Here is a 22,925-nt window from a genome sequence, read left to right on the forward strand (position 1 = left end):
TTAGTCTCCCCCCAGACCCCCCCTCTTTCAACATCATCATTATAGATTTTATTTATATTTACAAATCTAAAGGCCGGACAGGCGGGCCTGCCTGCCGGCAGGCAGGTTCACTTCGTTCTGAATGACATTTGAGCCCAACCAGCAACTAAGAACTAACAACTAAGAACTACAAACTAATAAACTCAAACTATGAAAGCACTGGTAATATCCGGCGGAGGGAGTAAGGGAGCCTTTGCCGGCGGTGTGGCCCAGTATCTTATCGAGGATATGCAGAAGGACTACCAGTTATACCTCGGGACATCTACGGGAAGCCTGCTGGTTTCCCACCTCGCACTGAAGATGGTGGAAAAGATCAAGGGCGTATATACTTCGGTAAACCAGGAGAGCATTTTCAGTCATTGCCCCTTCCGGATAAAACAGAAATACGGGGGGCAGCAGATCGCCATTAACCACCTGAATGTTTTACGCAATTTTCTCAGGGGAAGCAAGACGTTCGGGGAGAGCCATAACCTGAAAGCCCTGATCAGGAAAACGCTGACACCGGACGAATTTGAAGCGCTCAGGGAATTGCGCAAGGATATCGTGATCACGGTCTCCAATCTTTCCCGGAGCCAGGTGGAGTACAAGTCGATCACCGATTTCGGCTACGACGATTTTTGCGAATGGATCTGGATATCCTGCAACTACACGCCCTTTATGACCCTGGTGCGCAGGGACGGGTGTGAATATGCCGATGGCGGGCTCTCTACCATGGTGCCTATCGAAGAGGCGATACGGAGAGGGGCAAAGGAGATCGATGCCATTATCCTGCATACCGAAGTGAATTATATGAACAGGATGCCGTCTCGCAATGCCTTCGATCTGCTGACCACCATGTTCGGTTATATGCTCGACCGCATCGAACACCAGAATATCCAGATCGGAAAGTTTGTGGCTTCACACCAGGGGGCAATTATCAATTTTTATTACACACCTACCGTTTTGACCACAAATTCCCTTATCTTTAACAAAGACAAAATGACCAGGTGGTGGCAGAACGGCTATGATTATGCCCGGTTAAAGAACCACGAAGCCTCGGAGATTTAGGGAGTTCGGAATGCTTTGGCACGGTGTTTGGGATATGTGCTGCGGCGGAATGACGGCTATGAACCGGTTCAGAGTTGTATTTTAACCTGCATACATAGTTAGTTTGTAAACGACGGGATGGCAGGAAGTCGGGGGGGCCGAAGTTGGGAGTTGTCATTCCGACAGCCTGTCCAGAGAATCGGGAAAGGAGGAATCTGCGGGGCTTCCGTTATGCTGTTGAAGTTCCTTATGTGCCTGGGGGTAGATTCCCTGCCTGCCGGCAGGCAGGTTCACTTCGTTCTGAATGACATTTGAGCCCAACCAGCAACTAAGAACTAAGAACTAAGAACTAAGAACTAATAAACTCAAACTATGAAAGCCCTGGTAATATCAGGAGGGGGGAGTAAGGGTGCCTTTGCCGGAGGTGTGGCACAGTACCTTCTCGAAGACCGGAATAAAAAATACGATATGTTTCTCGGAACCTCTACCGGAAGCCTTCTGATTCCCCATCTTGCCGATCATAACATTCCGAAGATCTACGACATATACACTTCGGTTAATCAGCGTAAGATATTCAGTAACAATCCCTTTGTGGTCAGGAAGAAGGAAGGCCGGGAATATGTGGCCATAAACTACTTTAATGTGGCATGGCAGTTAATAAAAGGGAAACGGACCTTCGGGGAGAGCAAAAACCTCAGGAGGAATATCAAGAGGAATTTTACCAGGGAAGAATTCGAAAGATTGCGGCAACAGGGGAGGGAGGTGATCGTAACGGTGTCTAACCTTTCCAAGAACAGGGTGGAGTACAAATCGATCCACGAATGCGATTACGAGGATTTCTGCGACTGGATATGGATCTCCTGTAATTATGTGCCGTTTATGTCGCTGGCCCGGAAAGACGGTTTCGAATATGCCGACGGAGGCCTGGGGTGTGTGGTGCCCATACGGGAGGCCATCAGGCGGGGGGCCACGGAGGTGGATGCCGTTATCCTGGAGGCAGAGAATATGGAGTACAACAAGGTGCTGGGCAAAAACCCTTTTTCACTGATGGTCAATCTTTTCGGTTTCCTGCTCGACCAGGTGGAGTTTCACGATATCGTGGAAGGCAAGCTCTCGGCCATCAACAAAAATGTAAAACTCAACCTGTATTATACACCTACCAAACTTACCGAAAATTCGCTGGTATTCGATAAAAAGCTGATGGCTTCCTGGTGGGAGCAGGGCCATGCGTATGCCGGAGAAAGGCTAAAGCAGCAGGAAGAAGCCCTGAAACGGGAAACAGGACAGGACGAAGGTCCCGGTACGGTAGAACAGGTGGCCCGGTCTGCCAGTGAGGACCTGCGGTAAACGGAAAATACCCCGTAGCCTTACTTCTCCACGAATCTAAATATCCTTGATCCAGGTCACCCTCCTCTTGTGCTGCTCGTTGTTTTTATAGCGTTTCCACAATAACTGCGCGGCGATGTTTTCTTCCAGTTCGGGGTTGGACTCCACGATTTTCATGCCTCTTTTCTGAAATACCTTGTTGGTTTCGTTGAAGATAACTGCGGTAACGCCTTTATTCTGGTATGCCGGGTCTACGCCTATGAGGTACAGTGAAGCCCGTTTGCTCGTTTTCTGTGCCCGGAGAATATGAATAAACCCGAAAGGGAACAGGCGCCCGTTGGCTTTCTGAAGCGCTTCTGAAAAAGAGGGCATGGTAATGGAGAATGCGATCATCTTTCCGTTCTTGTCTACGATAAACTTTACAAAATCGGGATGGATGAATTTGAGGTATTTTTTCTTGTAAAGTTCGATCTGGGGTTTCTGAATGGGAATAAAGGACTGCAAATCCTTAAAAGACCGGTTCATGAGGTCGAACATATCGTCTGCATAAGCCACCAGTTCCGAAGAAGATTTGAATTTCAACAACTTGAGCTCAAAACGCTCGAGGATGATGTCGGCAAACTTTTCGATTTTTTCAGGAACTTTATCGGGAATATGAATGCGGTATTCCACCCAGGCCGCCCCTTCCCGGAACCCCAGTTGCTTAAAGTGTTCGGGGTAATAGGGGTAGTTGTATATGGTGGTCATGTTGCTGAGCTCATCAAACCCCTTTACCAGCATTCCGGCCTTGTCCATATTGGAAAAACCTACAGGCCCCTCCATGTATTCCAGTTGTTGTTCCCGGCCTTTTTCTTCGGCTTTTTGCAACAGGGCCCTGGTCACTTCGACATCGTCTATGACATCAAACCATCCGAAACGCACCTTTTTCTTTTGCAGTTCATCGATCTCCAGGTGGTTTAGTATTACGGCAATACGTCCTGCAATTTCTCCGTTCTTATAGGCCAGGTATAACCAGGCTTCCGAATCTTTAAATGCCGGGTTTTTATCCGGGTCGAAGGATCCCATCTCCTCGTTGATCAGGGGGGGCACCCAGTATGGGGATTTTTTATACAGCCTGAAGGGGAATTTCACAAAAGTCTTCAGGTCCTTTTTGTTTTTTACTTCTTTGATCGTTATCATGATTAGTTATTATCGTCGAAAGGGTTGGATTTTTTTCTCTTCTTCCTGGCTTTTTTCTGTTTGCGTTTATCTTCTTTTTTCTTTTTTGAAGCATATTTTTTCTTTTTCCCGGCCTTGTGGTCTATCAGTTCGGTTTTTTTCTCGCTGTCTAATGAACCGTTCCTGTCATTTTCCTCCACCGGTCCCGGTATCAGTTCGTCCTTGTGATAATCCAGCCGGTACGATACCCCGACCCCTCCGAATAACCGGGAAGGGGTGTCCTTGATATTGATCCCCGCAGACAGGTCTACCTGGAGGTTGCTGTTGATAAGCCTGGCAGCACCCAGGCGAAAGATGCCATCGCTGTACACGGAGCTTTTATATCCCTGGTGTTCCGCAAAAACAGAGTAGCGTCCGTCATAAAGGGAATGGGTGAGGGTGAATATATAGTTGAACATTTCATCGCTGCCTCCCAGGCGGTCGTAAAAAAAGTTGGTGGTGAGTACCCACCTCCCCGCAAAATGGCTCTGGGTAATCACCCCTGCCTTGACCGAAATGCTTCCCGACTCCTCGGGGAAGAAAGGATTGTCCCCGATAAACAGGTTGGTCCCGAGGTACACCGATATCGCCGGGATCAGGTCCCGGATATTGAATGCGGTATGGTCTGCCCTCCAGCTGTACAGGTTGGGTTCGCGGATTTCGGGTTCGAAGAGCAGGTATTTGGCGCCAATGGTATTTTCGTAAAAATTGCTCTGGTTTATCGAATACGACCCGTTCGAGGTGTTCTGGGTAAGTTGGTCCCATAGGTAAATACCCCTCCAGGACAGTTCCAGCCGTTCTTCCAGCATGCCCAGCCTTATGGCGAAATCGGTACCGAACTGGCTGTTTTCGGTCCGTAGGCCGCTGTGTTCCCTCCGTTCGTAAAAACCTCCTATTTCTGCCTGGTACACTCCCTTTCCCGGGGCATAGGCGCTCATGGATTTCCCCGGACGGTCGGAATTGATAATATCCGTGTACTGGGCGTTTGCCGCAAAACCCGTACACAGGGAGATCATGGTGAAGATATGCTTTATGTGGATGTTTTTCATGAGTTGCCTGTCAATATGTTAGTTTTCTTAACGGCGATAGTCGTTAAATGCAATGGTCCGGGACTATAATAACGTCAGTTGATACACTTCTGGTATATGTGATGTTCCGGGTTTTTCCGTCGGAAAGACGGGTATGCGTGCTATTGTGATAATGGCCCAAATATATAGATTTTATTATTTTTTTATGAAATTACGGGGGGTTTTAAGGCAATAGAATTGTATTTTTGACCAGAGAATCAATACCGTGTTTTGAATGCAGTTAGTGAGAACAATACTGGTAATTGTTGTGTTTTATTACCTGATCCGGTTTTTGAGCCGTGTTTTCGGCCCCATGCTCATCCGTTACGCAGCTAAAAAGGCACAGGAAAAATACCAGGGACCATATCGTGGAAATACAGCTTATAATAACGGACAACAACGGCGTGAAGGAGAAGTGGTGATCGATAAGGCGTCCGGAAATACCAAAGAGAACAGGACTTCATCACCCGGAAAAAAGGTGGGTGAGTATATTGATTTTGAAGAAGTGGACTAACCGAAACCAAACCAATTTTCATGCAAATCAGACATATAGTTCCTCACCTGGTCATTCTTTTGGTTTTTGCGATGATATCCGTGGGATATTTTTCTCCCGTATTGCAGGGCAAAAAGATCTTCCAGAGTGATATTGTACAATTTAACGGAATGGCCAAGGAACAGCGCGATTTCAAAAAGGAAACCGGGGAGGAGACCTACTGGACCAACAGTGCTTTCGGAGGGATGCCCACCTACCAGTTAGGGGCCAGCTACCCGCACGATTATATCAAGAAACTGGACCGTGCCATACGTTTTCTGCCCAGGCCGGCAGATTACCTCTTTCTGTATTTTGTAGCGTTCTATATTTTTATGCTTGTGCTTCGGGTTGATTATAAACTGGCCTTCCTGGGGGCACTGGCTTTTGGTTTTTCTACCTATCTCATTATCATACTCGGTGTGGGGCACAACGCCAAGGCCCATGCCATAGGGTATTTCCCCCTGGTATTGTCCGGTATTATCCTGGCATTCCGCAGAAAATATGTTTCCGGGTTCCTGCTCACGGCCTTTGCGATGGCCCTCGAGATCAGTGCCAATCACATACAGATGACCTACTACCTGATGTTGCTGGTGCTTGCCCTCGGGGTGGTGTACCTGGCAGATGCCGTTAAGAAAAAGGAGCTTCCCGCGTTTTTCAGGACCTGTGGCATACTGGTGGCGGCCGTAGTACTGGCCCTGCTTACCAATGCTACAAACCTGATGGCTACCCGCGAATATGCGGCCTGGAGTACCCGTGGCAGCAGTGAGCTTACCGTAAACCCGGATGGCTCGCCCAAAAAGGTGTCGGGAGGGCTGGACAAATCGTATATTACCGAATACAGTTACGGGATCAGCGAAACCCTGAACCTGTTTGTGCCCCGCCTTTTCGGAGGTTCCAACGGGGAAAAGCTGGGAGAGGATTCCAAGACATACCAGTTCCTTATACGGCAGGGGGTGCCGAGAGTACAGGCCCTGGAATTTGCCGATAACCTGCCTTCCTACTGGGGCGATCAGCCTATAGTGGCCGGACCGGCCTATATCGGGGCAGTGGTGTTTTTCCTGTTTGTCCTGGCGATATTCCTGGTAAAGGGAAGAACCGGAAAATGGCTGCTTGCGGGAGTGGTGATATCTTTGCTGCTGTCATGGGGCAAGAATTTTGCACCGCTTACCGACCTTATGATCGACTATTTCCCGATGTATAACAAGTTCAGGGCGGTGTCTTCCATACAGGTGATCCTGGAGCTTTGTGTGCCGGCGCTGGCCATACTGGGGGTAGCCCGATTTCTGAATGGCAGTACGCCGCCGGAAGAAAAGGTAAAAGCCCTCAAATGGGCTTCGGGCATTGTTTTCGGGCTTATCGTACTGTTGTTTGCCGGAAGGGGATTTTTTGATTTCAGCGGGGTCAACGACCAGGCCTACCGGCAGTATTACGGCAATGAGGTGGTGGATATGATCAGGGCCGACAGAAAGGCCATGTACAACAGCGACCTTTTCAGGTCACTGCTGTTTGTGTTCCTTTCGGCTGCCCTGCTGTGGGCCGGACTGAGAGGAGTGGCCAAACGCATACAGATCGTTGCCGGCCTGATGGCGCTGATGTTGTTCGACCTGGCCGGGGTGGCCAAACGCTATGTAAACCGCGACGACTTTGTACAGGCCCGGGCCATGGATACGCCGTTCCAGGCTACGGCTGCAGACCGGGAGGTGCTTGAGGATTCTTCTTATTACAGGGTGTTCGAACCTGCCGTAGGGCTCAACGGTGCCCGTACGTCCTATTTCCATCATTCCATAGGAGGGTACCATGCGGCAAAACCGGGAAGGTTACAGGAGCTCTTCGAATACCAGATGGCAAAAAACAACAGGGTGGTGCTCGATATGCTCAATGTAAAGTATATCCTTCAGAAAGACCAGGAAGGTAAGCAGGGGGCCGTATTGAACGGGGAGGCTGCCGGAAATGCCTGGTTCGTAAGGCAATTGCAGCCCGTGGAGCATGCCGACGGGGAAATGGGGGCACTGGATACCCTGGATATCAGGCATACCGCAGTATACGACCGCAATGCTTTCGGGGATGTGGTGCCCGGAACCTCCTCGTATACGGTAACCCCGGAAGCCTCGGTAACACTGTTGGCTTACCGTCCCGACAGGCTGGAATACCGTTCGGAAAATCCCGAAGACGGCCTGGCTGTGTTCTCCGAGATGTACTATCCTCACGGATGGAAGGCTGAAATAGACGGGGAGGAAGTACCTTTTTTCCGGGTAAACTACGCCTTGCGTGCGCTTCAGGTGCCGGCGGGGACACACACCATAGTATTCCGTTTTGAACCGGAAATTGTCAAAAAAGGCAGTATGGTGGCCCTTGCGGGAAATATTGTCCTGTTCCTGGCCCTGCTGGGAGGGGTTTTTTACGGTATCCGCAAAAAGGAATAAGAAGGAAATACCCGTACGGGAACACATGCAGGGGGCAAGCGAAAAGGAAACTACAGCTATTTTGAACGATCAGAAACCAAAAGTACTTGTCATCACTTATTACTGGCCTCCCGCCGGAGGCCCGGGGGTACAGCGCTGGCTGAAATTTGTAAAATACCTGCCCGATTTCGGGGTGGAGCCGGTGGTCTATGTGCCCGAAAATCCCAGTTACCCGGTGGTAGACAGCAGTTTTGAGAAGGAGGTGCCGCCTGGCATGGAAGTCCTCAAACACCCGGTATTCGAACCCTATGCGTTTGCTTCCTGGTTCTCCGGGAGAAAAAAGACCCGGGAGATCAGCTCCGGGGTTATAGCGGACAAAAAACAGTCGTTTGCGGAAAAGCTGATGTTGTGGGTACGGGGCAACTTCTTTATTCCGGATGCCCGGGTGTTCTGGGTAAAACCGTCGGTGCGTTTTCTGAAATCATATCTGGAAAAAGAAAATATCAGGGTGATCATCACTACGGGGCCTCCCCACAGCCTGCACCTGATTGGCATGCGGCTCAAAAAACAGTGCGGCGTGCACTGGATCGCCGATTTTCGCGATCCCTGGACTACCATAGGGTATCACCGGAAACTGAAACTGTCGCATTACGCCCGGAAACGGCATGAGGCGCTGGAAAAAGAGGTATTGCATACGGCCGACAGGGTAGTGGCTACCAGTTTTACGACTGCAGATGAATTCAGGGAAAAGTCGGGAAGGGCGGTAGAAGTGATCACCAATGGCTATGACCCCACATATACCGGAGCAGTAGTGCCGGACGAAACCTTTACCATAGCACATATCGGTTCGTTGCTTACGGAACGGAATCCGGTCATGCTCTGGGAAGCCCTGGCCGAACTGGCTTCCGAACACAAAGACCTCGCAGCCAATCTGGTGCTTAAACTGGCCGGAACGGTAAGCCCCGAGGTGACCGATACGATAAGGCGTTGCGGACTGGAGCCTTATGTGCGCCCGGAAGGGTATGTGTCTCATGAGGAAGCCCTGAGACTGCAGCGGGCGGCGTCGGTATTGCTGCTTATAGAGATCGACAGGCCGGAGACCAGGGCCATTATTCCAGGGAAACTTTTTGAATACCTCGATGCCAGGAGGCCTGTTATAGCCATAGGGCCGGAAGGATGGGACGTCACCCGCATTATGGAAGAGACCGGAATGGGCCCCACGTATACCTACGGACAGAAAGAAATGGTGAAAACCCGGATCTTCAGGTGTTACGAAAGGTTTCTGAGGCATAAGCACGCCATGACACCTTCGGGGCTTCAGAAGTACAGCCGGCGGTCGCTGGCCAACCGCATGGCCAACCTGGTGCTGGAATTTTCGGAAAAACATGCGGTTTGAAATTACAGATAAATACTGATCTTTGTAACGGGGAAGTGATATGCGTCACGGCCGGTTTATATTTAGGTGATCGTTTATGGGGATAATTTTCAGGCAAACCTTTAAAAATACTGTAAACACGTACCTGGGATTTGCCCTGGGGGCGATAAATACACTTTTTCTATATACTCATTTCCTTTCCGAAGCCTATTACGGGCTGGTCGGCTACCTGTTGTCTACGGCCAATATCCTGATGCCCCTGTTCGCATTCGGGGTGCACAATACCATGGTGAAATTTTTCTCCTCGTACAGCGATGAAAAGCAGCGCAGGAAATTTGTGTTCATGATGTTTGTACTGCCGTTGGTGGTTATGGTACCTGCCGGTATCCTCGGGGCAATGGGGTATACGTATATCGTGGCTTTCCTTTCGGAAAAGAACCGGATCGTGGAAGACTATGTCTGGGCCATTTACCTGGTGGCCTTTGCCATGGCCTATTTCGAGGTATTCTTTGCCTGGACCAAGGTGCAGATGAACTCCACTTTCGGTAATTTTATGAAGGAAGTGTTTCCGCGGGCCGTGGTCATGGTCCTGCTTTTTGTGCTTTACCTGGGGTGGATTGATGCTTCGGAGTTCATCTTCTGGCTTGCGGGCATGTACCTGTTGCGGACTGCCGGGATGGGAGTGTATGCCTGGAAACTGAAAGCGCCGGGGTTTATCCCTGCCTTTCCGGAAAATGCGCAGACCGTGTGGAAGTACTCTGCCCTGATCGTGCTGGCCGGTTCCATAGCGGTGATCCTGCTGGACGTGGACAAGTTTATGATAGGGCAGTACGAGATCATCAACAATGTGGCGTTTTACAACGTGGCTGTCTTTATCGCGATGGTTATTGTGGTCCCTTCCAGGGCCATGCACCAGATCACCTACCCGGTAACGGCGCGGTTGATGAATGAGGGAAACAGGGAAGAATTGCGGCAACTGTACCGCCGGAGCTCGCTGACCCTCTATGTTACGGGCGGGCTGCTTTTCCTGCTCATCACACTTAATATAGAAATGCTGTACCGCATTATTCCCGGGAATTACAGCGAAGGGATTCCCGTGGTATATATGATCGCTGCCGCCAAACTTGCGGAAAACCTGATAGGGAACAACAATGCGATCCTGTTCAACTCCGATTATTACCGGGTTATATTGTTTTTCGGGGTTTTTCTGGCTGTACTTACCGTAGTCCTTAACATGATCTTTATCCCCCTATGGGGCATACAGGGAGCGGCATTGGCCACGCTTCTGGCCGTACTGGCCTATAATGCCACGAAAATATGCTTTGTGTATTTCAGTATGGGATTACAGCCGTTCTCTCCCGGAACATGGCGTACTACCGGGGCTGTAATCCTGGTATGGCTGGTATTCGGGTTCTGGGATTTCGGATTTCATCCCATAGTGAATATCATACTTAAATCTGTCCTGGCCGGACTTTCTTATCTCGTGCTGGTATACTACTGGAAGCTTTCGGAAGATATTACCGGAGCGGTAAACGGGCTTATAAAAAAAGCCCGCAGACCGTAGTACTGCAGGCTCCTATCTTTAACCTAAAAACTAACTAACTTTATCGTTTATCTCCGGCTTCTTCCCGAAGAGGAAGCAGACCTCCCCGGGGTAGTTGCCTGTCTCTTTACCGCAGTACCGGATGATCTCCTGGCCTGTTTCGGCGCTGCAGATCTCTGGACACTGCTTCGCTGACGGGTTGTGGTTCGCGGGGTGGCACTTTGTTTTTGCGGTGCCTTACGCGGTGCATTATAAGTGTTCCTGGCAGAGCTGTTGGTATTCCTCTGGCTTTGCTGCACGGTACGGCTTTGCGGGGTGCCGGCCTTCTGCCGGGTTCTGTTGGTATTCCGCTGTGTGGCCGAAGGCTGACGCTGTGTATTGCTGCTCCTTTTTACCGTAGTGCTCCTGTCCTGGTTACGTGGCGTTGCCGTATTTCTTTGTGCCTGTGTTGCCCCGGAGCTTCTCGTATTCCTGTAAGTGGAACGCGAATTTGCACTGTTCCTGGTGTCGGGCGAAGTATAACTGCTTCTGCTGGTGCTGGTCTGCCTTACCGTAGAAGGTCCGCTTTCCCTGCTGCTCCTGCTTGCCAGTTCCCTCCTGTAAGAAGTGTATTCCTGTCTTTTGACCCGTCTGTCGTTGGCGTATACGCTGCTTCTCCTGTTGTTTTCCTTATAATGGTATGTTCTCCCTACCTTGGCGTAAACACGCCGTGAATTGTTCTGGTAAGGTTTGTAATAGCTGTATCGTACGGGGTGATAGTACCTTCGGTAAGGACGGGTATCTATGATGCAATAGCGGGCTACCGGCCTTGCGAAGTAACGGTGAAAGGGATTGTATACATACCCCCGGTTGTGTACATTGATATACCCTGTAAAACGGCTGAAGGCCCCGTATGAATCGTAGAAAACATGCAGACCGCCTACCCGGACAATCCGGTTGGTATCGTAGTACACATTTACCGATCCGATCCGGGATACACGTCCGTAATAATCGTAAAAAACAGGAGTGTTCAGTACCTGTATTACAGCGCCGTAATCGTCGTATTGTACATAGGCATTATAGTCGTACCCAGAATTGAAGCTGATATTTACATTACCTACATTGACCCCTGCACTTATATAAGGGCTGCTGTCTATATAAAAATCGAATTCCCCGTTGGGAAATACCGAAAAGGTAATACCGTCTTCTACAAAAATAAAGGAATCGTTATACCTCGCTGAAGCCGTATGGGCAGGAGCCGACGCCGACATAAGGGCAGGGCTGATGCTCATTGCGATGACTGTGATCATTATCATTATTCGTCTCATGGTTTCTTTTTTTAAATTAAGAAAATAGAGGTCGGTTACGACAAAGACATATCAATGAGCGTGCCAAAGTGGCTTCCCCCGGAAAATCACCCCCACCCGAAAGATCGCCATCGGCACATTATCCCATTGCCAAATTATCTCATTATCACATTATCCCATCTCCCCGTCGAGAATATTACCGTCTACCATAACGAGTTTCCTGTCGGCCATATCAGCGAGTTCCTCGTTATGCGTGACGATGACAAAAGTCTGTCGGAATTCGTCCCGGAGCCGGAAAAAGAGTTGGTGAAGACTTTCGGCCGATTCCGAATCCAGGTTACCGCTGGGTTCGTCGGCAAAGATAATGTCCGGGTTGTTGACCAGTGCCCTGGCCACGGCTACCCGCTGCTGCTCACCTCCCGACAGCGCCTTGGGTTTGTGGTCATGGCGGTGGGAGAGGTTCAGGAAATCGAGTAATTCAGCGGCCCGTGCTTCGGTTTCCTTTCTGGGTTTTCCGGCGATAAAGGCCGGTATGCAGACATTTTCCAGGGCGGTGAATTCAGGCAGGAGCTGGTGAAACTGGAAGATAAAGCCGATATGTTTATTGCGGAAACGGGCCAGTTTACGTGCGCTGAGCCCTGAAATTTCCATATCGTTGATCAGCAGTTTTCCGTCGGGATTGCTCATAAGATCGAGCGTGCCGAGAATTTGCAGCAGGGTTGTTTTTCCCGCTCCGGAAGCACCGACGACAGAGACAATTTCCCCCTTGTTGATATGCAGGGAAACCCCTTTCAGTACTTCGAGATCCCCGAACCGCTTGTGGATATTGACAGCTTTTATCATCGTATTGTTGTTTCGGCTTTTCTGGCGTGAAAGCCCAAAAATAACTTTTATATGGCAGTTGGGGGAGAAATTGGAAATGATTTTTTATTATTACCTTTAAAACGGTCTAAGAACTTGTTTAAATCTTAATCTTAACCAGGTATGGAAGCCCATAATGGGCACCTGCCTGCCGGCAGGCAGGTTTAGCAAAAATGGCCAATATCAATTGATATAAACAAAGCCAAACCAATGGCTTGTGAAATTTTGTATAGATGAAAGAGAAGAAATTGTCAGTGGCCGTGCTGGCCGGAGGGTGTTTCTGGTGTACCGAAGCGGTCTTTAAAAAACTCAGGGGAGTGAAGGAAGTAATTCCCGGTTATACGGGCGGAACCATAAAGAACCCCGCTTACCGCGAGATATGCACCGGGCGTACCGGGCATGCCGAAGCCATTCGTGTGGAGTATGATGAAGCGGAAATAAGTTTCGGGGAGCTCCTGGATGTTTTTTTTGCCACACACGACCCCACCACGCTGAACCGGCAGGGGAATGATGTGGGCACACAGTACAGGTCGGCCGTTTTTTATACCACAGACCGGCAGCGGGAAACAGCGCGGGAGTATATAACCCTGCTCGAAAGGGAGGGTGTGTTTAATCGTCCCGTAGTTACCGAGATTACGGAAGCCGGGGCATTTTATCCTGCGGAAACGGAACATAAAGACTACTACGACCTGCATCCGGAACAGCCCTATTGCCAAGTGGTCATAAGGCCCAAGCTGAAAAAACTCGATACCCTGTTCCGAAAAAAACTCAGGGAGGTATAACCGGGAAATTACCGCAACAGATAAAATAACACACAATATATGGGATACAGGAGATTTGAGGAATACAACCTTCAGGTTACCGATGTGATAAAACAGAGCTACCAGACCATTATTTCCGACCTGGGGGAAAACCCGGAACGGGAGGGGCTTCTTAAAACGCCCGAAAGGGCGGCCAAGGCCATGCAGTTCCTGACACAGGGATATCACCAGGACCCGGAAGAAATACTGAAAGAGGCGACCTTCCGCGAAGGTTATAACGATATGGTGGTCGTGAAGGATATAGAGGTGTATTCCCTATGCGAGCATCATATGCTGCCGTTTTTCGGCAAGGCGCATGTAGCTTATATTCCGGACGGGCAGATCGTGGGGCTGAGCAAGATCCCAAGGGTGGTCGATGTATTTGCCAGGCGGTTGCAGGTTCAGGAAAGGCTGACCCATGATATCCTGGAATGTATCAATACCACGCTGAGGCCCCAGGGGGTAGCCGTGGTTATCGAAGCCTGCCATATGTGTATGATGATGAGAGGCGTGCAGAAACAGAATTCGGTAACGACCACTTCAGGGTTCAGGGGAATTTTTGAAAAGGTGGAAACGAGAACGGAATTCCTCAGGCTTATCGGGTCTGATCTTTCGTAAAAATATGTTTATGTTATATGACAAAACACAACAAAAATACCGGAAAATACAAAAAACTGTTCCTCGGGCTGCTGTTTGATGCCGTGGGATACCTGTCCTTTATAATTCCCGGGGTGGGAGAGTTCTCCGATGTGATATGGGCACCGGCTTCGGCCTGGCTGATCTCGAGGATGTACAAGGGGCAGACCGGTAAAATAGCAGCGGTGGTGTCGCTGGTGGAAGAACTCGCTCCCGGATTTGATGTGGTGCCCACCTTTACCCTGACATGGCTCTATACCTACGTTATAAAAAAGGAAGACCCGGAGATTATCGAGGTGGAAACTACGGATGAATTGAATTAGGGTTATCTGCTTTTGCGGACTGACCGTACCCCGGACCGAACATTTCACCGACCGAGTCCCCGGACCTGCAGGTGTCCGGCTGCAGGTCCGTATACCAGGTTATGAGAAAAGTATGGGACTCAGTGTTTGTGTTTGCAGGATTTCAGGAATTTCCAGTTGTAATAATGCGCCACGGCTATGCATATGGCCCCTGCGGGGGTGAGGATGGCCTCCCACAGTTCGTGTATTTCTATACGGCTCAGGGCGATTAATACGAACCCCGATATGGCCAGTATTATGGGGAGTTTTTTATGATGATCCTTCAGGTAAGAGGGGCGTAAGGATAACAGGGCCAGTACCAGCCCTATGGAAATAAAGGTCCATTCTACGAGGGGATGGGCCAGGAAAGCCAGGCTGCCCAGCGCGGAAAAGCTGATCAGGATAGGGATCGCCGCACAGTGAATGGCACATAACAGCGAAGCGGAAAATCCGACGTGATCGTACCAGGGTTTTATTCTTGTTAATCTCATAAATGCTACATTGTTGCAATTAAACTTCATGCAAATGTAGTTAAATAAATTTTAAATGCAACAACATAGCATTGATAAAAGCATTTTATATCTTTACATTTGTAACGTATATCAAACTTTATGATCCTATGATAAAAACAAAGGGGCTCCGTTTCGGGTATGACGGGGAACACAGGTTTAACTTTCCCGATATTGAAATTGACAGGCGCGGCTATCTTCTGATACTCGGAGAATCGGGGGTGGGAAAAACCACTTTTCTCCACTTGCTGGCCGGGCTGTTGCGGCCGGAAGCGGGTTCGATCCGTATAGGAGAGACGGATATAACTTCCCTTTCGCAGCGGAAACAGGACAGGTTCAGGGGAAAGCACATCGGCATCGTATTCCAGAAATCCAGGTTTGTAAAGGCGCTTACGGTAGAGGAAAACCTTTTGCTCGTACAGCACCTGTCCGGGGCCGGACAGGACCGCGATAAGGTGCGGGAGATCCTGGAACGGCTGAATATAGGGAACAAGGCCGGAGCCCGGGGTTCAAATCTCAGCGAAGGGCAGAAGCAGCGGTTTTCCATTGCGGCGGCACTGGTAAATAATCCCGACGTGATCCTGGCAGACGAACCTACCTCCAGCCTGGATGACAAGAATTGCAGGGTGGTTACCGACCTGCTCCGGGAGCAGGCCGAACAGACCGGTGCAAGCCTGCTGGTCATTACCCATGATCATCGTTTATCGTCTCAATTTTCCAATAGTATCCGTTTATGAATATTTATAAGTTAGGTATAAAGAACGCCTTGTCGAACCCGCTCAGTACCATGCTGAGCATTGTATTGATGTTGTTGAGTATCGGTCTTATCTCGCTGATGTTCCAGGTAACCCGGCAGCTGGACAACAAGCTGGCCGGCAATATCCGGGGCATAGATATGGTGCTTGGCGCCAAGGGAAGTCCGCTGCAACTGGTGTTGTCGTCTGTGCTGCACGTGGATGCCCCTACCGGGAACATCAATTTTGGCGAAGCGAAAAAAATTGCGCGCAACCCCCTGGTAAAGCAAGGGATACCGGTGTCTTATGGAGATAACTACAAGGGATTCCGCATTCTCGGAACAGAGAAGAGTTTCCTGGAATTATACCGTGCGGAGACCGAAGAGGGGCGTATATGGGAAAAACCTTTTGAGGTCGTGGTCGGGGCGTTGGCTGCGGAACGTCTGCAGCTGAAAGTGGGAAGTACTTTTTCGGGGTCTCACGGACTTATGGAGAACAGTGCGGAACACCACGATCACCATCCCCTTACGGTAGTGGGGGTATTAAAACCTACCAATACGGTTGCGGACCAGCTGATCATCTGTAACCTGGAAAGCGTATGGCTGGTTCATGAGCACGGTCATGACGATCACGGGACGGAGAGCGGAAAAGCGGAACAGGGGGAAGAACCTCACGAGCATCAGGAAGAAGAAGGGGAGCACCCGCATGAGCATGATGAAGGGCATGATCACGACCACGAACATGAGCACGATCACGGGCAGGTTCCGGATGAGGACCGTGAGATCACCTCCATGCTTATCAAGTTTAAGAACCCCATGGGGATGGTAAGCCTTCCGCGGATGATCAATGATAACACCAATATGCAGGCCGCCCTGCCGAATTATGAGATCGAAAGACTGTCTACCCTGCTCAGTGCGGGAAGCAGGGCTATTGCGTTTATCGCAGCGGTCATCATGCTGGTATCGGCCATCAGTATCTTTGTAAACCTGTACAAGGCGGTCAGGGAACGAAAGTACGAAATGGCACTGCTGCGTACCTACGGGGCTTCCAGGGGGCAGCTTTTGCTGGCCGTCATGGTAGAGGGCCTTGTGATCGGTATTACCGGGTTTCTGGCAGGAATCATCTTCAGCAGGCTCGGGATGCTCGTGCTGGGGAGTTATGTAGAGGAGAGTTACCGGTATGCCCTCGGAAATGCAGGCATTATGAAAGAGGAGATATTTTTGTTTATTTTTACCGTAATATTAACGATATTTGCTACGATAATGGCCGCAGTACCGGTCTTTTATCTGAATGTATCTAAAATTTTGGCTGAGGATGATTAAAAAGTTGATATGCAGCGGGGCCCTGGTATTATGGGGCATATGTAGTGTACAGGGACAGCAGGAAGTAACCTGGGAAGACCTTACCGATGTTTCGTTTACATCGAAGTATTTCGGAGATACGGACGGCTATTTCCTGGTACCCAGTTTCGGACCGGATGTAAAGGAACTGGAAGGCAAGGAAATCTCCGTAACCGGGTATTTTCTGAACCTGGCCCCGGAAGAAGGAATATTCATGCTTTCCCAGAACCCAATGGCTTCCTGTTTTTTCTGCGGAGGTGGCGGACCGGAATCGGTGATGGAGATCAAGTTCAGGAACAGCCCGTCGTTTAAGACCGATGAAGTGGTCACCATAACCGGGGTGCTGGAACTCAATGCGGAGGATATAAACCATTGTAATTATATTCTCAGGGATGCCAGGGGGTTTGCTCTTTAGAGTTTATTAGTTCTTGGTTTATTAGTTCTTAGTTAGTTTTATAGTTTGTGGTTGTTGACCACACCTGAATAACCAACCCCGCAACGGAGATATTAAAGAGGTGATTATGGAGAAAGAAGTAGATCATATACTGAAGACCAACAGGCTTAAGCGAACTTCGGCCCGTATCGATATCCTGTCTTTATTGCTGGACAGCGGCCATGCCATATCCTATAACGATATCAGTGAGGAACTGGGCCCCGGGTTTGATAAATCTACCGTATACCGCACCCTGAACAGTTTTGAGGGCAAGGGGATCATTCACGCCGTTAACGACGGTAGCGGAGGGGTTAAATATGCCGTGACCCCAGAAGAGGGAAAAGCTGCCCATGTACATTTCAAATGCGATATTTGTGCCCAGACCTATTGTCTTCCCAATACCGAGATTCCGGGGGTACACGCTCCCGAGGGCTTTGTTGTGAAGAAATCGTCCCTGCTGTTAAACGGAATATGCAAATATTGCTCCTGACCCGGAAAGATTACGGTTTTCTGAACATGAATCCCAGCCCCATCCGTTTTAGCATTTTCTTTTCAAAATTCCAGAAAAACTCAAACTGGCCGAACAGCCATCCGAATACGACCAGCAATACCTGGTATACCGGAAAAATGAGTATTATGCGCAGCAACCAGTACCATGCACTGTGCATGTTTTCTTCCTGTAGTTCAAAAAAATCGAGTACCGGTCCTGAAAGCCTTGCCGAAGACGATCCTGTAAGGGCAAATACGACAAGAATAATGAAAAGTTGTATGTTGGAATGTATACCCCAGCGCTGTTTTAATCTGTTCATACCCTTTTGACCTTTTTTTGACAGTTGCAGTACCGCAAAGATAGCCAAGATTTGGGACTTGCGATCTATATGCGGGGGATAAAACCGGCCAGTTGCTGCCTGTATTTTCGCTGAAAGTATATAAAATAGCAGTACAGCTTATAATTGACCTCGTAACCGTAGTCTATGTGGGGGTCGTAATCGATGATCATGCCGTACAGGTCGGGATTGTAACGGTGCGGTTCCCTTACACGCTGATTCCAGTTGACTACATACACCTGGTTCCGGTTTTCCAGGAAGGATTGGGAATAGTACCCTTCGGGGCGGGCCACACTGTTGAGCCAGGCGTCAAAACCGGGCTCTATGATAATGATCTCGTATTCCAGGCTGTCGTTGGCAATGGTTACCGGCTCTCCCGTAGAAGACCTGAAAATAGTCTCTTCATCCGGGGCGGAATGATTTACCCTGGCCGTATTACAGGCCGTAAGCCCTGTCAACAGGATAACGATCCGGCAGATATGTGTACACAAGACTTTCATTGTATTAAATTTACAAAAAAAAGCCTTTGGCTGTTTAACCTGTATCCATAAAAAAAGCCGCTCATGGAGCGGCTCTTTCTCAGTTATAAAAGGTGTTGTCCTTATTAATTTTTAGACATGTCTTTCATGGTATCCTCGATCATGCCGTAGAACTGGTCCAGTTTCGGGAGCACCACGATTCGGGTTCTCCTGTTCCTGGCACGTCCGGAAGCAGTTTCGTTACTGTCTATAGGAATGTAGTAACTTCTACCGGCAGCAGTCATTCGCGCAGGTGCTACGTTAAATTCGTTTTGCAGTATACGTACCACTGCAGTAGCCCTGTGCACACTGAGATCCCAGTTGTCCTCGATACCGGGACGCTTGATCGGCACATTGTCGGTATGGCCTTCTACCATAAACTCGAAATCAGGCTTGTTGTTTACCACTTTGGCCACTTTTCCGAGTACTTCCTTGGCCCTGTCGGTTACGGTATAGCTTCCGCTTCGGAATAATAATTTGTCTGAAATGGAAACAAATACCACTCCTTTTTCAACGGTGATCTCTATATCCTCGTCGTTGAGGTTACCCAATACGCCTTTCAGGCTGGTAACCAGTGCCAGGGTAACAGAGTCCTTTTTGTTCATAGCATCCTGAAGACGCTGGATACGCAGGTCTTTTTCCCTCAGGCTCTCCAGTGATTTTTCCAGGTTTTCCGCCCCTTTTTTAGACAGGGTAGTAAGATTTCCCATATTGTCTATAAGTGCGTTCTTTTCCGATCTCAGGCTTTGATTGTCCGCTTCAAGTCTCGATTTGCTTTCAAGACAGGAATTCAGCTTTACCGTAGCTGAGTTCAACAAGTCCTGAGTCTCCTTTTGCTTCGCTTCAAGTTCGGAATACTTCTTTTGCGATACACAAGAAGAGAAGAAAACGGCAATACCTGCCCCTAACAAAACTATTTTTTTCATCTGTCTAAAATTTATGCCTGCCTGTGCAGGTCTGTTTTCATGATTGTGATTATTTGGTTAAAAAAATGAGTTCCCAAAAGTATTAAAATCTTCTTATTATACAAGCTGTTTTTGTTAATCTTTAACCAATCTGGGGTATACTCTTACATTGGCAATGTAATATGCCCAAACTATTGACTTAATAACGTAGTAATGCCCTGTCTTATTACCCCTACTTCGTTTTTTTAGCATTTTTTTCAGATTGTAGTAGTAACTGAAATGCGCTTTTACAACAGCCAGGCAGTGGCTGAATTTTAATTGAAAGACAAAGCGGATGCCTGCAATACCGTCTAATAACAAGCGGGCAAAAACCAGCGGAAAAATATGTGCTGCAGGGGCATTTTTGGTTAGCGAAAAGAGGGAGTTCCTGAAATTCAGGAAGGTTTTTCTGGGGTTCATATTGCTCAGGGTGGCCCCGCCCACATGGTATATATGGCTTTTGCCGGTGTAAAGAATGCGGTATCCCCTGTTTCGCGCCCTCCAGCAGAGATCTATTTCCTCCTGGTGGGCAAAATAGTCTTCGTCAAACCCGTCAAGGGCATGGAATACCTTGCTGCGGATAAACATGCAGGCACCCGTGGCCCAGAATATCTCACAGGTATCGTCGTACTGGCCGGTGTCCTGTTCCAGGGTCTGGAACAGGCGCCCCCTGCAGAAGGGGTACCCGAGCATGTCTACGAATCCGCCCGCAGCACCGGCATACTCAAACGTGTCTTTCCTGTGGTAATCCAGTATTTTGGGTTGAATAATGCCTATGTCTTCCCGCGTCCGGAAGATCTCCAGGGCCGGGGCAAGCCAGTCTGGCGTGACCTCTACATCAGAGTTCAGCAGGCAGTATATGTCGGCGTCAATATGGCGCAGGGCCTCGTTGTACCCCCTGGCAAAACCGCCGTTTTCCTTGTTTCGGATGATCTTTACCTGGGGATAGGCGGCATTCAGGTAAGTTACGGAATCGTCGGTAGAGGCATTGTCCGCTACATATATATCGGCTCCTCCGGAGTGTTTTAGTACGGAGGGAATAAATTTTTCCAGTAATGATCTTCCGTTCCAGTTGAGTATAACAATAGCTGTCTTCATAGTTACGCGCAAGCGGTCCTGATAATGGGGAGCACTCTCGTCTGTATGTATTTTTAATCGGTCAAAGATCGCAAATTAACGACTATAAACGGGAATATCGGGTAAAAAGATATATTTTTCCCGGTCGTAATCCATCTGGCAGAAATAATGGCGGAGCCCGTTGGTGACCATCAGGAATTTTCCGTTCAGAGTGAGGTTGTAACGGGCGATCTGGTCGAAGGTCTCCTGGGTGATCCGTACGGAAGGGGCCTTGCACTCCACAATAAGGGTGATCTCTCCCTGTGAGGTATATACAACGATATCATAGCGCCGTTTTAAGCCGTTTACACGTAATTCCTTTTCTACGTTGACCAGGGATGCGGGATAGTTCTTTTCGGAGAGCAGAAAACGGACCACGTGCTGCCGGACCCATTCTTCGGGTTGCAACAGGACGAATTTTTTACGGATACTATCAAAAATATAGGTTTTATTTTCTCTATTTTTGAAGCGAAAGTCATACGGTGGAAAATGTAAAGGCTCCATGTGACAAATATAGGGCGTTATCTTAAAATATACAGGTAACCGTTAACATTGCGGCCCAGGTCTTTTAAACTTGATAATTAAACATTATGGACGAGGTAAAACGGATCGTATCGGATATCAAATCCGGGAATATAAAACCACTTTATGTTTTGATGGGGGAGGAACCGTATTACATAGACCGGATTGCCGGATTTATAGAAGGCAACGTACTCTCTGAGGAAGAAAAGGGGTTCAACCAGATGGTGATGTACGGCAAGGACGTTGGTGTGGGGGATATCGTGGAAGCGGCAAAGAGATACCCGATGATGGCCGAACGGCAGGTGGTTATTGTAAAGGAGGCCCAGGAACTTTCCAGGACGATAGAAAACCTGGCTTCGTATGCAGAGCAGCCACAACCTTCTACGGTGCTGGTCATCTGCTATAAATACAAGACGCTGGACAAACGCAAGAAACTGTATAAGACGGTAAAGAAAAGCGGGGAGTTGTTTGAGAGTAAAAAGCTTTATGAAAACCAGGTGGGCGACTGGATCAGGCGTGTGCTTGCGGGAAAAAAATACGGTATAAATCCCAAGGCGGCATCCATGCTGGTGGAATTTCTCGGTACTGATCTCGGGAAGATCAGCAATGAGCTGGAAAAACTACAGCTGGTCCTGCCTCCCGGGACCGAGATCACCCCGGTCCATATAGAGGAAAACATAGGGATCAGTAAGGATTATAATAATTTTGAATTGCGCAAGGCCGTGGGGGAGAGGGATGTGGTCAAGGCGACGAGGATCATTCATTATTTCGGACAGAACCCGAGGGATAACCCTTTTGTAGTAACCGTAGCCTTGCTGTTTAATTTCTTTTCCCAGTTGTTACAGTATCACGGGCTCAGTGATAAATCTCCTAAAAATGCGGCATCGGCCTTACGGATCAATCTCTTTTTTGTAAAGGAATACGAGGCTGCCGCGAGAAATTACCCGATGAAACAGGTGAGTGCCGCAGTAACCGCATTGCGGGAACTGGACATGAAAGGAAAAGGAGTGGGGGCTGCCAATATGCCGCAGTCTGACCTGCTGAAGGAATTACTGGTCAGGATCATGAACTGATCGCTTGCTTACCTTCTGTGCGAGCCCCCGGTTTTTACAGGAAAGTATTCCCCCTTAGTAGGAAGATCTTTTTCCCAGTGCTCCGTCGAGACTTAATTTTCCCGCTCCACAGAGTCCGATAACTGCAAAAACAACCAGGTATACCAGTGCCAGTTCCTTTTTCTGGAGCGGATCGCTGCCGTGAATGATAAAGGCGGCCGTAGCCATGGTGATGATTACCGGGATACTGGCCCATTTCGTTTTAAAGCCCAGTATGATAAATATGGGGGCGATAAATTCTCCCAGTATGGCAAGGACCAGCGAAACACTGGCTCCTGCCCCTATGGGGTCCGGAAACTGTATCTCTCCTCCCTGGAGCAGCATTTGCAGTTTGCCGTAACCATGTGTCATCATCAGTATGGAAGGAACGATCCGGAGCAGGGCGAGTCCGATATTGGAAAAGTTGTCTTTTTTCATGTTATTGTTTATATTTTGGTTG

The 22,925-nt window shown here is 48.9% G+C and carries 25 protein-coding genes; 14 read left to right on the forward strand and 11 right to left on the reverse strand.

What is annotated here, in order from left to right; genetic code table 11:
• The first annotated feature begins 189 nt into the window (after positions 1-189).
• Together DN748_RS16300 and DN748_RS16305 are read left to right on the forward strand one after the other, a co-directional pair.
• Entirely contained in the window at positions 190-1,086 is an 897-nt protein-coding gene (locus DN748_RS16300) for a patatin-like phospholipase family protein (protein WP_112372900.1), read from the forward strand.
• A gap of 351 nt (positions 1,087-1,437) precedes the next feature.
• Positions 1,438-2,412, forward strand: coding sequence for a patatin-like phospholipase family protein (locus DN748_RS16305; RefSeq protein ID WP_112372901.1), 975 nt, complete (start codon positions 1,438-1,440; stop codon positions 2,410-2,412).
• 36 nt (positions 2,413-2,448) lie between these two features.
• On the opposite strand, the gene DN748_RS16310 is transcribed toward DN748_RS16305, so the two are convergent.
• The gene (locus DN748_RS16310; RefSeq protein WP_112372902.1) at positions 2,449-3,570 is read right to left on the reverse strand and encodes an N-acetyltransferase; all 1,122 of its coding nucleotides are present in this window, start codon (positions 3,568-3,570) and stop codon (positions 2,449-2,451) included.
• Between the two features lie 2 nt (positions 3,571-3,572).
• The gene (locus tag DN748_RS16315) at positions 3,573-4,637 is read right to left on the reverse strand and encodes a transporter (RefSeq protein WP_112372903.1); all 1,065 of its coding nucleotides are present in this window, start codon (positions 4,635-4,637) and stop codon (positions 3,573-3,575) included.
• Between the two features lie 253 nt (positions 4,638-4,890).
• On the opposite strand from DN748_RS16315, the gene DN748_RS16320 reads away from it, so the two are divergent.
• From DN748_RS16320 to DN748_RS16335, 4 genes are all read left to right on the forward strand, one after another.
• Positions 4,891-5,169, forward strand: coding sequence for a DUF4834 family protein (locus tag DN748_RS16320; RefSeq protein WP_112372904.1), 279 nt, complete (start codon positions 4,891-4,893; stop codon positions 5,167-5,169).
• A 26-nt stretch (positions 5,170-5,195) separates the two neighbouring features.
• Complete coding sequence (locus DN748_RS16325) at positions 5,196-7,610, forward strand: YfhO family protein (RefSeq protein WP_112372966.1); 2,415 nt, start codon at positions 5,196-5,198, stop codon at positions 7,608-7,610.
• Positions 7,611-7,671: 61 nt separating this feature from the next.
• Positions 7,672-8,985 carry a glycosyltransferase gene (locus DN748_RS16330; protein ID WP_236636905.1) on the forward strand — a complete coding sequence of 438 codons (1,314 nt, stop codon included), beginning with the start codon at positions 7,672-7,674 and terminating at the stop codon, positions 8,983-8,985.
• Between the two features lie 76 nt (positions 8,986-9,061).
• Positions 9,062-10,528, forward strand: a complete 1,467-nt coding sequence (locus DN748_RS16335) for a lipopolysaccharide biosynthesis protein (RefSeq protein ID WP_112372905.1) — start codon at positions 9,062-9,064, stop codon at positions 10,526-10,528.
• A 47-nt stretch (positions 10,529-10,575) separates the two neighbouring features.
• On the opposite strand, the gene DN748_RS16340 is transcribed toward DN748_RS16335, so the two are convergent.
• Together DN748_RS16340 and DN748_RS16345 are read right to left on the reverse strand one after the other, a co-directional pair.
• The gene (locus tag DN748_RS16340; RefSeq protein ID WP_146746632.1) at positions 10,576-11,814 is read right to left on the reverse strand and encodes a hypothetical protein; all 1,239 of its coding nucleotides are present in this window, start codon (positions 11,812-11,814) and stop codon (positions 10,576-10,578) included.
• Between the two features lie 150 nt (positions 11,815-11,964).
• The gene (locus DN748_RS16345; protein WP_112372907.1) at positions 11,965-12,636 is read right to left on the reverse strand and encodes an ABC transporter ATP-binding protein; all 672 of its coding nucleotides are present in this window, start codon (positions 12,634-12,636) and stop codon (positions 11,965-11,967) included.
• A gap of 251 nt (positions 12,637-12,887) precedes the next feature.
• Between DN748_RS16345 and msrA the strand changes: the two genes are divergently transcribed.
• The 3 genes from msrA to DN748_RS16360 are packed head-to-tail and all read left to right on the forward strand — an operon-like array spanning position 12,888 to position 14,413.
• Positions 12,888-13,436 carry a peptide-methionine (S)-S-oxide reductase MsrA gene (gene msrA, locus DN748_RS16350; RefSeq protein ID WP_112372908.1) on the forward strand — a complete coding sequence of 183 codons (549 nt, stop codon included), beginning with the start codon at positions 12,888-12,890 and terminating at the stop codon, positions 13,434-13,436.
• 39 nt (positions 13,437-13,475) lie between these two features.
• Positions 13,476-14,072 carry a GTP cyclohydrolase I FolE gene (gene folE / locus DN748_RS16355; RefSeq protein ID WP_112372909.1) on the forward strand — a complete coding sequence of 199 codons (597 nt, stop codon included), beginning with the start codon at positions 13,476-13,478 and terminating at the stop codon, positions 14,070-14,072.
• Between the two features lie 17 nt (positions 14,073-14,089).
• The gene (locus DN748_RS16360; RefSeq protein WP_112372910.1) at positions 14,090-14,413 is read left to right on the forward strand and encodes a hypothetical protein; all 324 of its coding nucleotides are present in this window, start codon (positions 14,090-14,092) and stop codon (positions 14,411-14,413) included.
• Positions 14,414-14,532: 119 nt separating this feature from the next.
• Here DN748_RS16360 and DN748_RS16365 read toward each other — a convergent pair whose 3' ends face one another.
• Positions 14,533-14,922 carry a MerC domain-containing protein gene (locus DN748_RS16365; protein WP_161554589.1) on the reverse strand — a complete coding sequence of 130 codons (390 nt, stop codon included), beginning with the start codon at positions 14,920-14,922 and terminating at the stop codon, positions 14,533-14,535.
• Positions 14,923-15,050: 128 nt separating this feature from the next.
• On the opposite strand from DN748_RS16365, the gene DN748_RS16370 reads away from it, so the two are divergent.
• The 4 genes from DN748_RS16370 to DN748_RS16385 all read left to right on the forward strand — a co-directional run bounded on the left by DN748_RS16370 (position 15,051) and on the right by DN748_RS16385 (position 17,937).
• Entirely contained in the window at positions 15,051-15,677 is a 627-nt protein-coding gene (locus DN748_RS16370; RefSeq protein WP_112372968.1) for an ABC transporter ATP-binding protein, read from the forward strand.
• Positions 15,674-16,996, forward strand: a complete 1,323-nt coding sequence (locus DN748_RS16375; RefSeq protein ID WP_112372912.1) for an ABC transporter permease — start codon at positions 15,674-15,676, stop codon at positions 16,994-16,996. The genes DN748_RS16370 and DN748_RS16375 overlap by 4 nt, the downstream gene beginning before the upstream one ends.
• The gene (locus DN748_RS16380; protein WP_236636906.1) at positions 16,989-17,429 is read left to right on the forward strand and encodes a hypothetical protein; all 441 of its coding nucleotides are present in this window, start codon (positions 16,989-16,991) and stop codon (positions 17,427-17,429) included. The genes DN748_RS16375 and DN748_RS16380 overlap by 8 nt, the downstream gene beginning before the upstream one ends.
• A 106-nt stretch (positions 17,430-17,535) precedes the next feature.
• A complete protein-coding gene (locus DN748_RS16385) occupies positions 17,536-17,937 on the forward strand; it encodes a Fur family transcriptional regulator (RefSeq protein ID WP_112372913.1) in 402 nt (133 codons plus the stop codon).
• A gap of 10 nt (positions 17,938-17,947) precedes the next feature.
• Here the strand turns inward: DN748_RS16385 and DN748_RS16390 are convergent, their stop codons facing one another.
• The 5 genes from DN748_RS16390 to DN748_RS16410 all read right to left on the reverse strand — a co-directional run bounded on the left by DN748_RS16390 (position 17,948) and on the right by DN748_RS16410 (position 21,356).
• Positions 17,948-18,256, reverse strand: coding sequence for a DUF6787 family protein (locus DN748_RS16390; RefSeq protein WP_112372914.1), 309 nt, complete (start codon positions 18,254-18,256; stop codon positions 17,948-17,950).
• A 65-nt stretch (positions 18,257-18,321) separates the two neighbouring features.
• Positions 18,322-18,774, reverse strand: a complete 453-nt coding sequence (locus tag DN748_RS16395) for a DUF6146 family protein (RefSeq protein WP_112372915.1) — start codon at positions 18,772-18,774, stop codon at positions 18,322-18,324.
• A gap of 104 nt (positions 18,775-18,878) precedes the next feature.
• Positions 18,879-19,718, reverse strand: coding sequence for an OmpA family protein (locus DN748_RS16400; RefSeq protein WP_112372916.1), 840 nt, complete (start codon positions 19,716-19,718; stop codon positions 18,879-18,881).
• A gap of 114 nt (positions 19,719-19,832) precedes the next feature.
• On the reverse strand, positions 19,833-20,834 hold the full coding sequence (locus DN748_RS16405; protein WP_112372917.1) for a glycosyltransferase family 2 protein: 1,002 nt from the start codon (positions 20,832-20,834) through the stop codon (positions 19,833-19,835).
• A 75-nt stretch (positions 20,835-20,909) separates the two neighbouring features.
• Entirely contained in the window at positions 20,910-21,356 is a 447-nt protein-coding gene (locus DN748_RS16410; protein WP_112372918.1) for a type I restriction enzyme HsdR N-terminal domain-containing protein, read from the reverse strand.
• A gap of 86 nt (positions 21,357-21,442) precedes the next feature.
• Between DN748_RS16410 and holA the strand changes: the two genes are divergently transcribed.
• Positions 21,443-22,447 (forward strand): DNA polymerase III subunit delta, encoded by a 1,005-nt coding sequence (gene holA / locus DN748_RS16415; protein WP_112372919.1) that lies wholly within the window; start codon positions 21,443-21,445, stop codon positions 22,445-22,447.
• A gap of 54 nt (positions 22,448-22,501) precedes the next feature.
• Here holA and DN748_RS16420 read toward each other — a convergent pair whose 3' ends face one another.
• The gene (locus DN748_RS16420) at positions 22,502-22,903 is read right to left on the reverse strand and encodes a DoxX family protein (RefSeq protein ID WP_112372920.1); all 402 of its coding nucleotides are present in this window, start codon (positions 22,901-22,903) and stop codon (positions 22,502-22,504) included.
• Positions 22,904-22,925: the final 22 nt, after the last annotated feature.

The sequence above is a fragment of the Sinomicrobium soli genome (assembly GCF_003285545.1).
Lineage (GTDB): Bacteria > Bacteroidota > Bacteroidia > Flavobacteriales > Flavobacteriaceae > Sinomicrobium.

Bases quoted from the DNA above. Each gene is read 5' to 3' on its own strand.
- DN748_RS16300 (WP_112372900.1), top strand. From the start codon at position 190: ATGAAAGCACTGGTAATATCCGGCGGAGGGAGTAAGGGAGCCTTTGCC.
- DN748_RS16305 (WP_112372901.1), top strand. From the start codon at position 1,438: ATGAAAGCCCTGGTAATATCAGGAGGGGGGAGTAAGGGTGCCTTTGCC.
- DN748_RS16310 (WP_112372902.1), bottom strand. From the start codon at position 3,570: ATGATAACGATCAAAGAAGTAAAAAACAAAAAGGACCTGAAGACTTTT.
- DN748_RS16315 (WP_112372903.1), bottom strand. From the start codon at position 4,637: ATGAAAAACATCCACATAAAGCATATCTTCACCATGATCTCCCTGTGT.
- DN748_RS16320 (WP_112372904.1), top strand. From the start codon at position 4,891: ATGCAGTTAGTGAGAACAATACTGGTAATTGTTGTGTTTTATTACCTG.
- DN748_RS16335 (WP_112372905.1), top strand. From the start codon at position 9,062: ATGGGGATAATTTTCAGGCAAACCTTTAAAAATACTGTAAACACGTAC.
- DN748_RS16340 (WP_146746632.1), bottom strand. From the start codon at position 11,814: ATGAGACGAATAATGATAATGATCACAGTCATCGCAATGAGCATCAGC.
- DN748_RS16345 (WP_112372907.1), bottom strand. From the start codon at position 12,636: ATGATAAAAGCTGTCAATATCCACAAGCGGTTCGGGGATCTCGAAGTA.
- msrA (WP_112372908.1), top strand. From the start codon at position 12,888: ATGAAAGAGAAGAAATTGTCAGTGGCCGTGCTGGCCGGAGGGTGTTTC.
- folE (WP_112372909.1), top strand. From the start codon at position 13,476: ATGGGATACAGGAGATTTGAGGAATACAACCTTCAGGTTACCGATGTG.
- DN748_RS16360 (WP_112372910.1), top strand. From the start codon at position 14,090: ATGACAAAACACAACAAAAATACCGGAAAATACAAAAAACTGTTCCTC.
- DN748_RS16365 (WP_161554589.1), bottom strand. From the start codon at position 14,922: ATGAGATTAACAAGAATAAAACCCTGGTACGATCACGTCGGATTTTCC.
- DN748_RS16370 (WP_112372968.1), top strand. From the start codon at position 15,051: ATGATAAAAACAAAGGGGCTCCGTTTCGGGTATGACGGGGAACACAGG.
- DN748_RS16375 (WP_112372912.1), top strand. From the start codon at position 15,674: ATGAATATTTATAAGTTAGGTATAAAGAACGCCTTGTCGAACCCGCTC.
- DN748_RS16380 (WP_236636906.1), top strand. From the start codon at position 16,989: ATGATTAAAAAGTTGATATGCAGCGGGGCCCTGGTATTATGGGGCATA.
- DN748_RS16385 (WP_112372913.1), top strand. From the start codon at position 17,536: ATGGAGAAAGAAGTAGATCATATACTGAAGACCAACAGGCTTAAGCGA.
- DN748_RS16390 (WP_112372914.1), bottom strand. From the start codon at position 18,256: ATGAACAGATTAAAACAGCGCTGGGGTATACATTCCAACATACAACTT.
- DN748_RS16395 (WP_112372915.1), bottom strand. From the start codon at position 18,774: ATGAAAGTCTTGTGTACACATATCTGCCGGATCGTTATCCTGTTGACA.
- DN748_RS16400 (WP_112372916.1), bottom strand. From the start codon at position 19,718: ATGAAAAAAATAGTTTTGTTAGGGGCAGGTATTGCCGTTTTCTTCTCT.
- DN748_RS16405 (WP_112372917.1), bottom strand. From the start codon at position 20,834: ATGAAGACAGCTATTGTTATACTCAACTGGAACGGAAGATCATTACTG.
- DN748_RS16410 (WP_112372918.1), bottom strand. From the start codon at position 21,356: ATGGAGCCTTTACATTTTCCACCGTATGACTTTCGCTTCAAAAATAGA.
- holA (WP_112372919.1), top strand. From the start codon at position 21,443: ATGGACGAGGTAAAACGGATCGTATCGGATATCAAATCCGGGAATATA.
- DN748_RS16420 (WP_112372920.1), bottom strand. From the start codon at position 22,903: ATGAAAAAAGACAACTTTTCCAATATCGGACTCGCCCTGCTCCGGATC.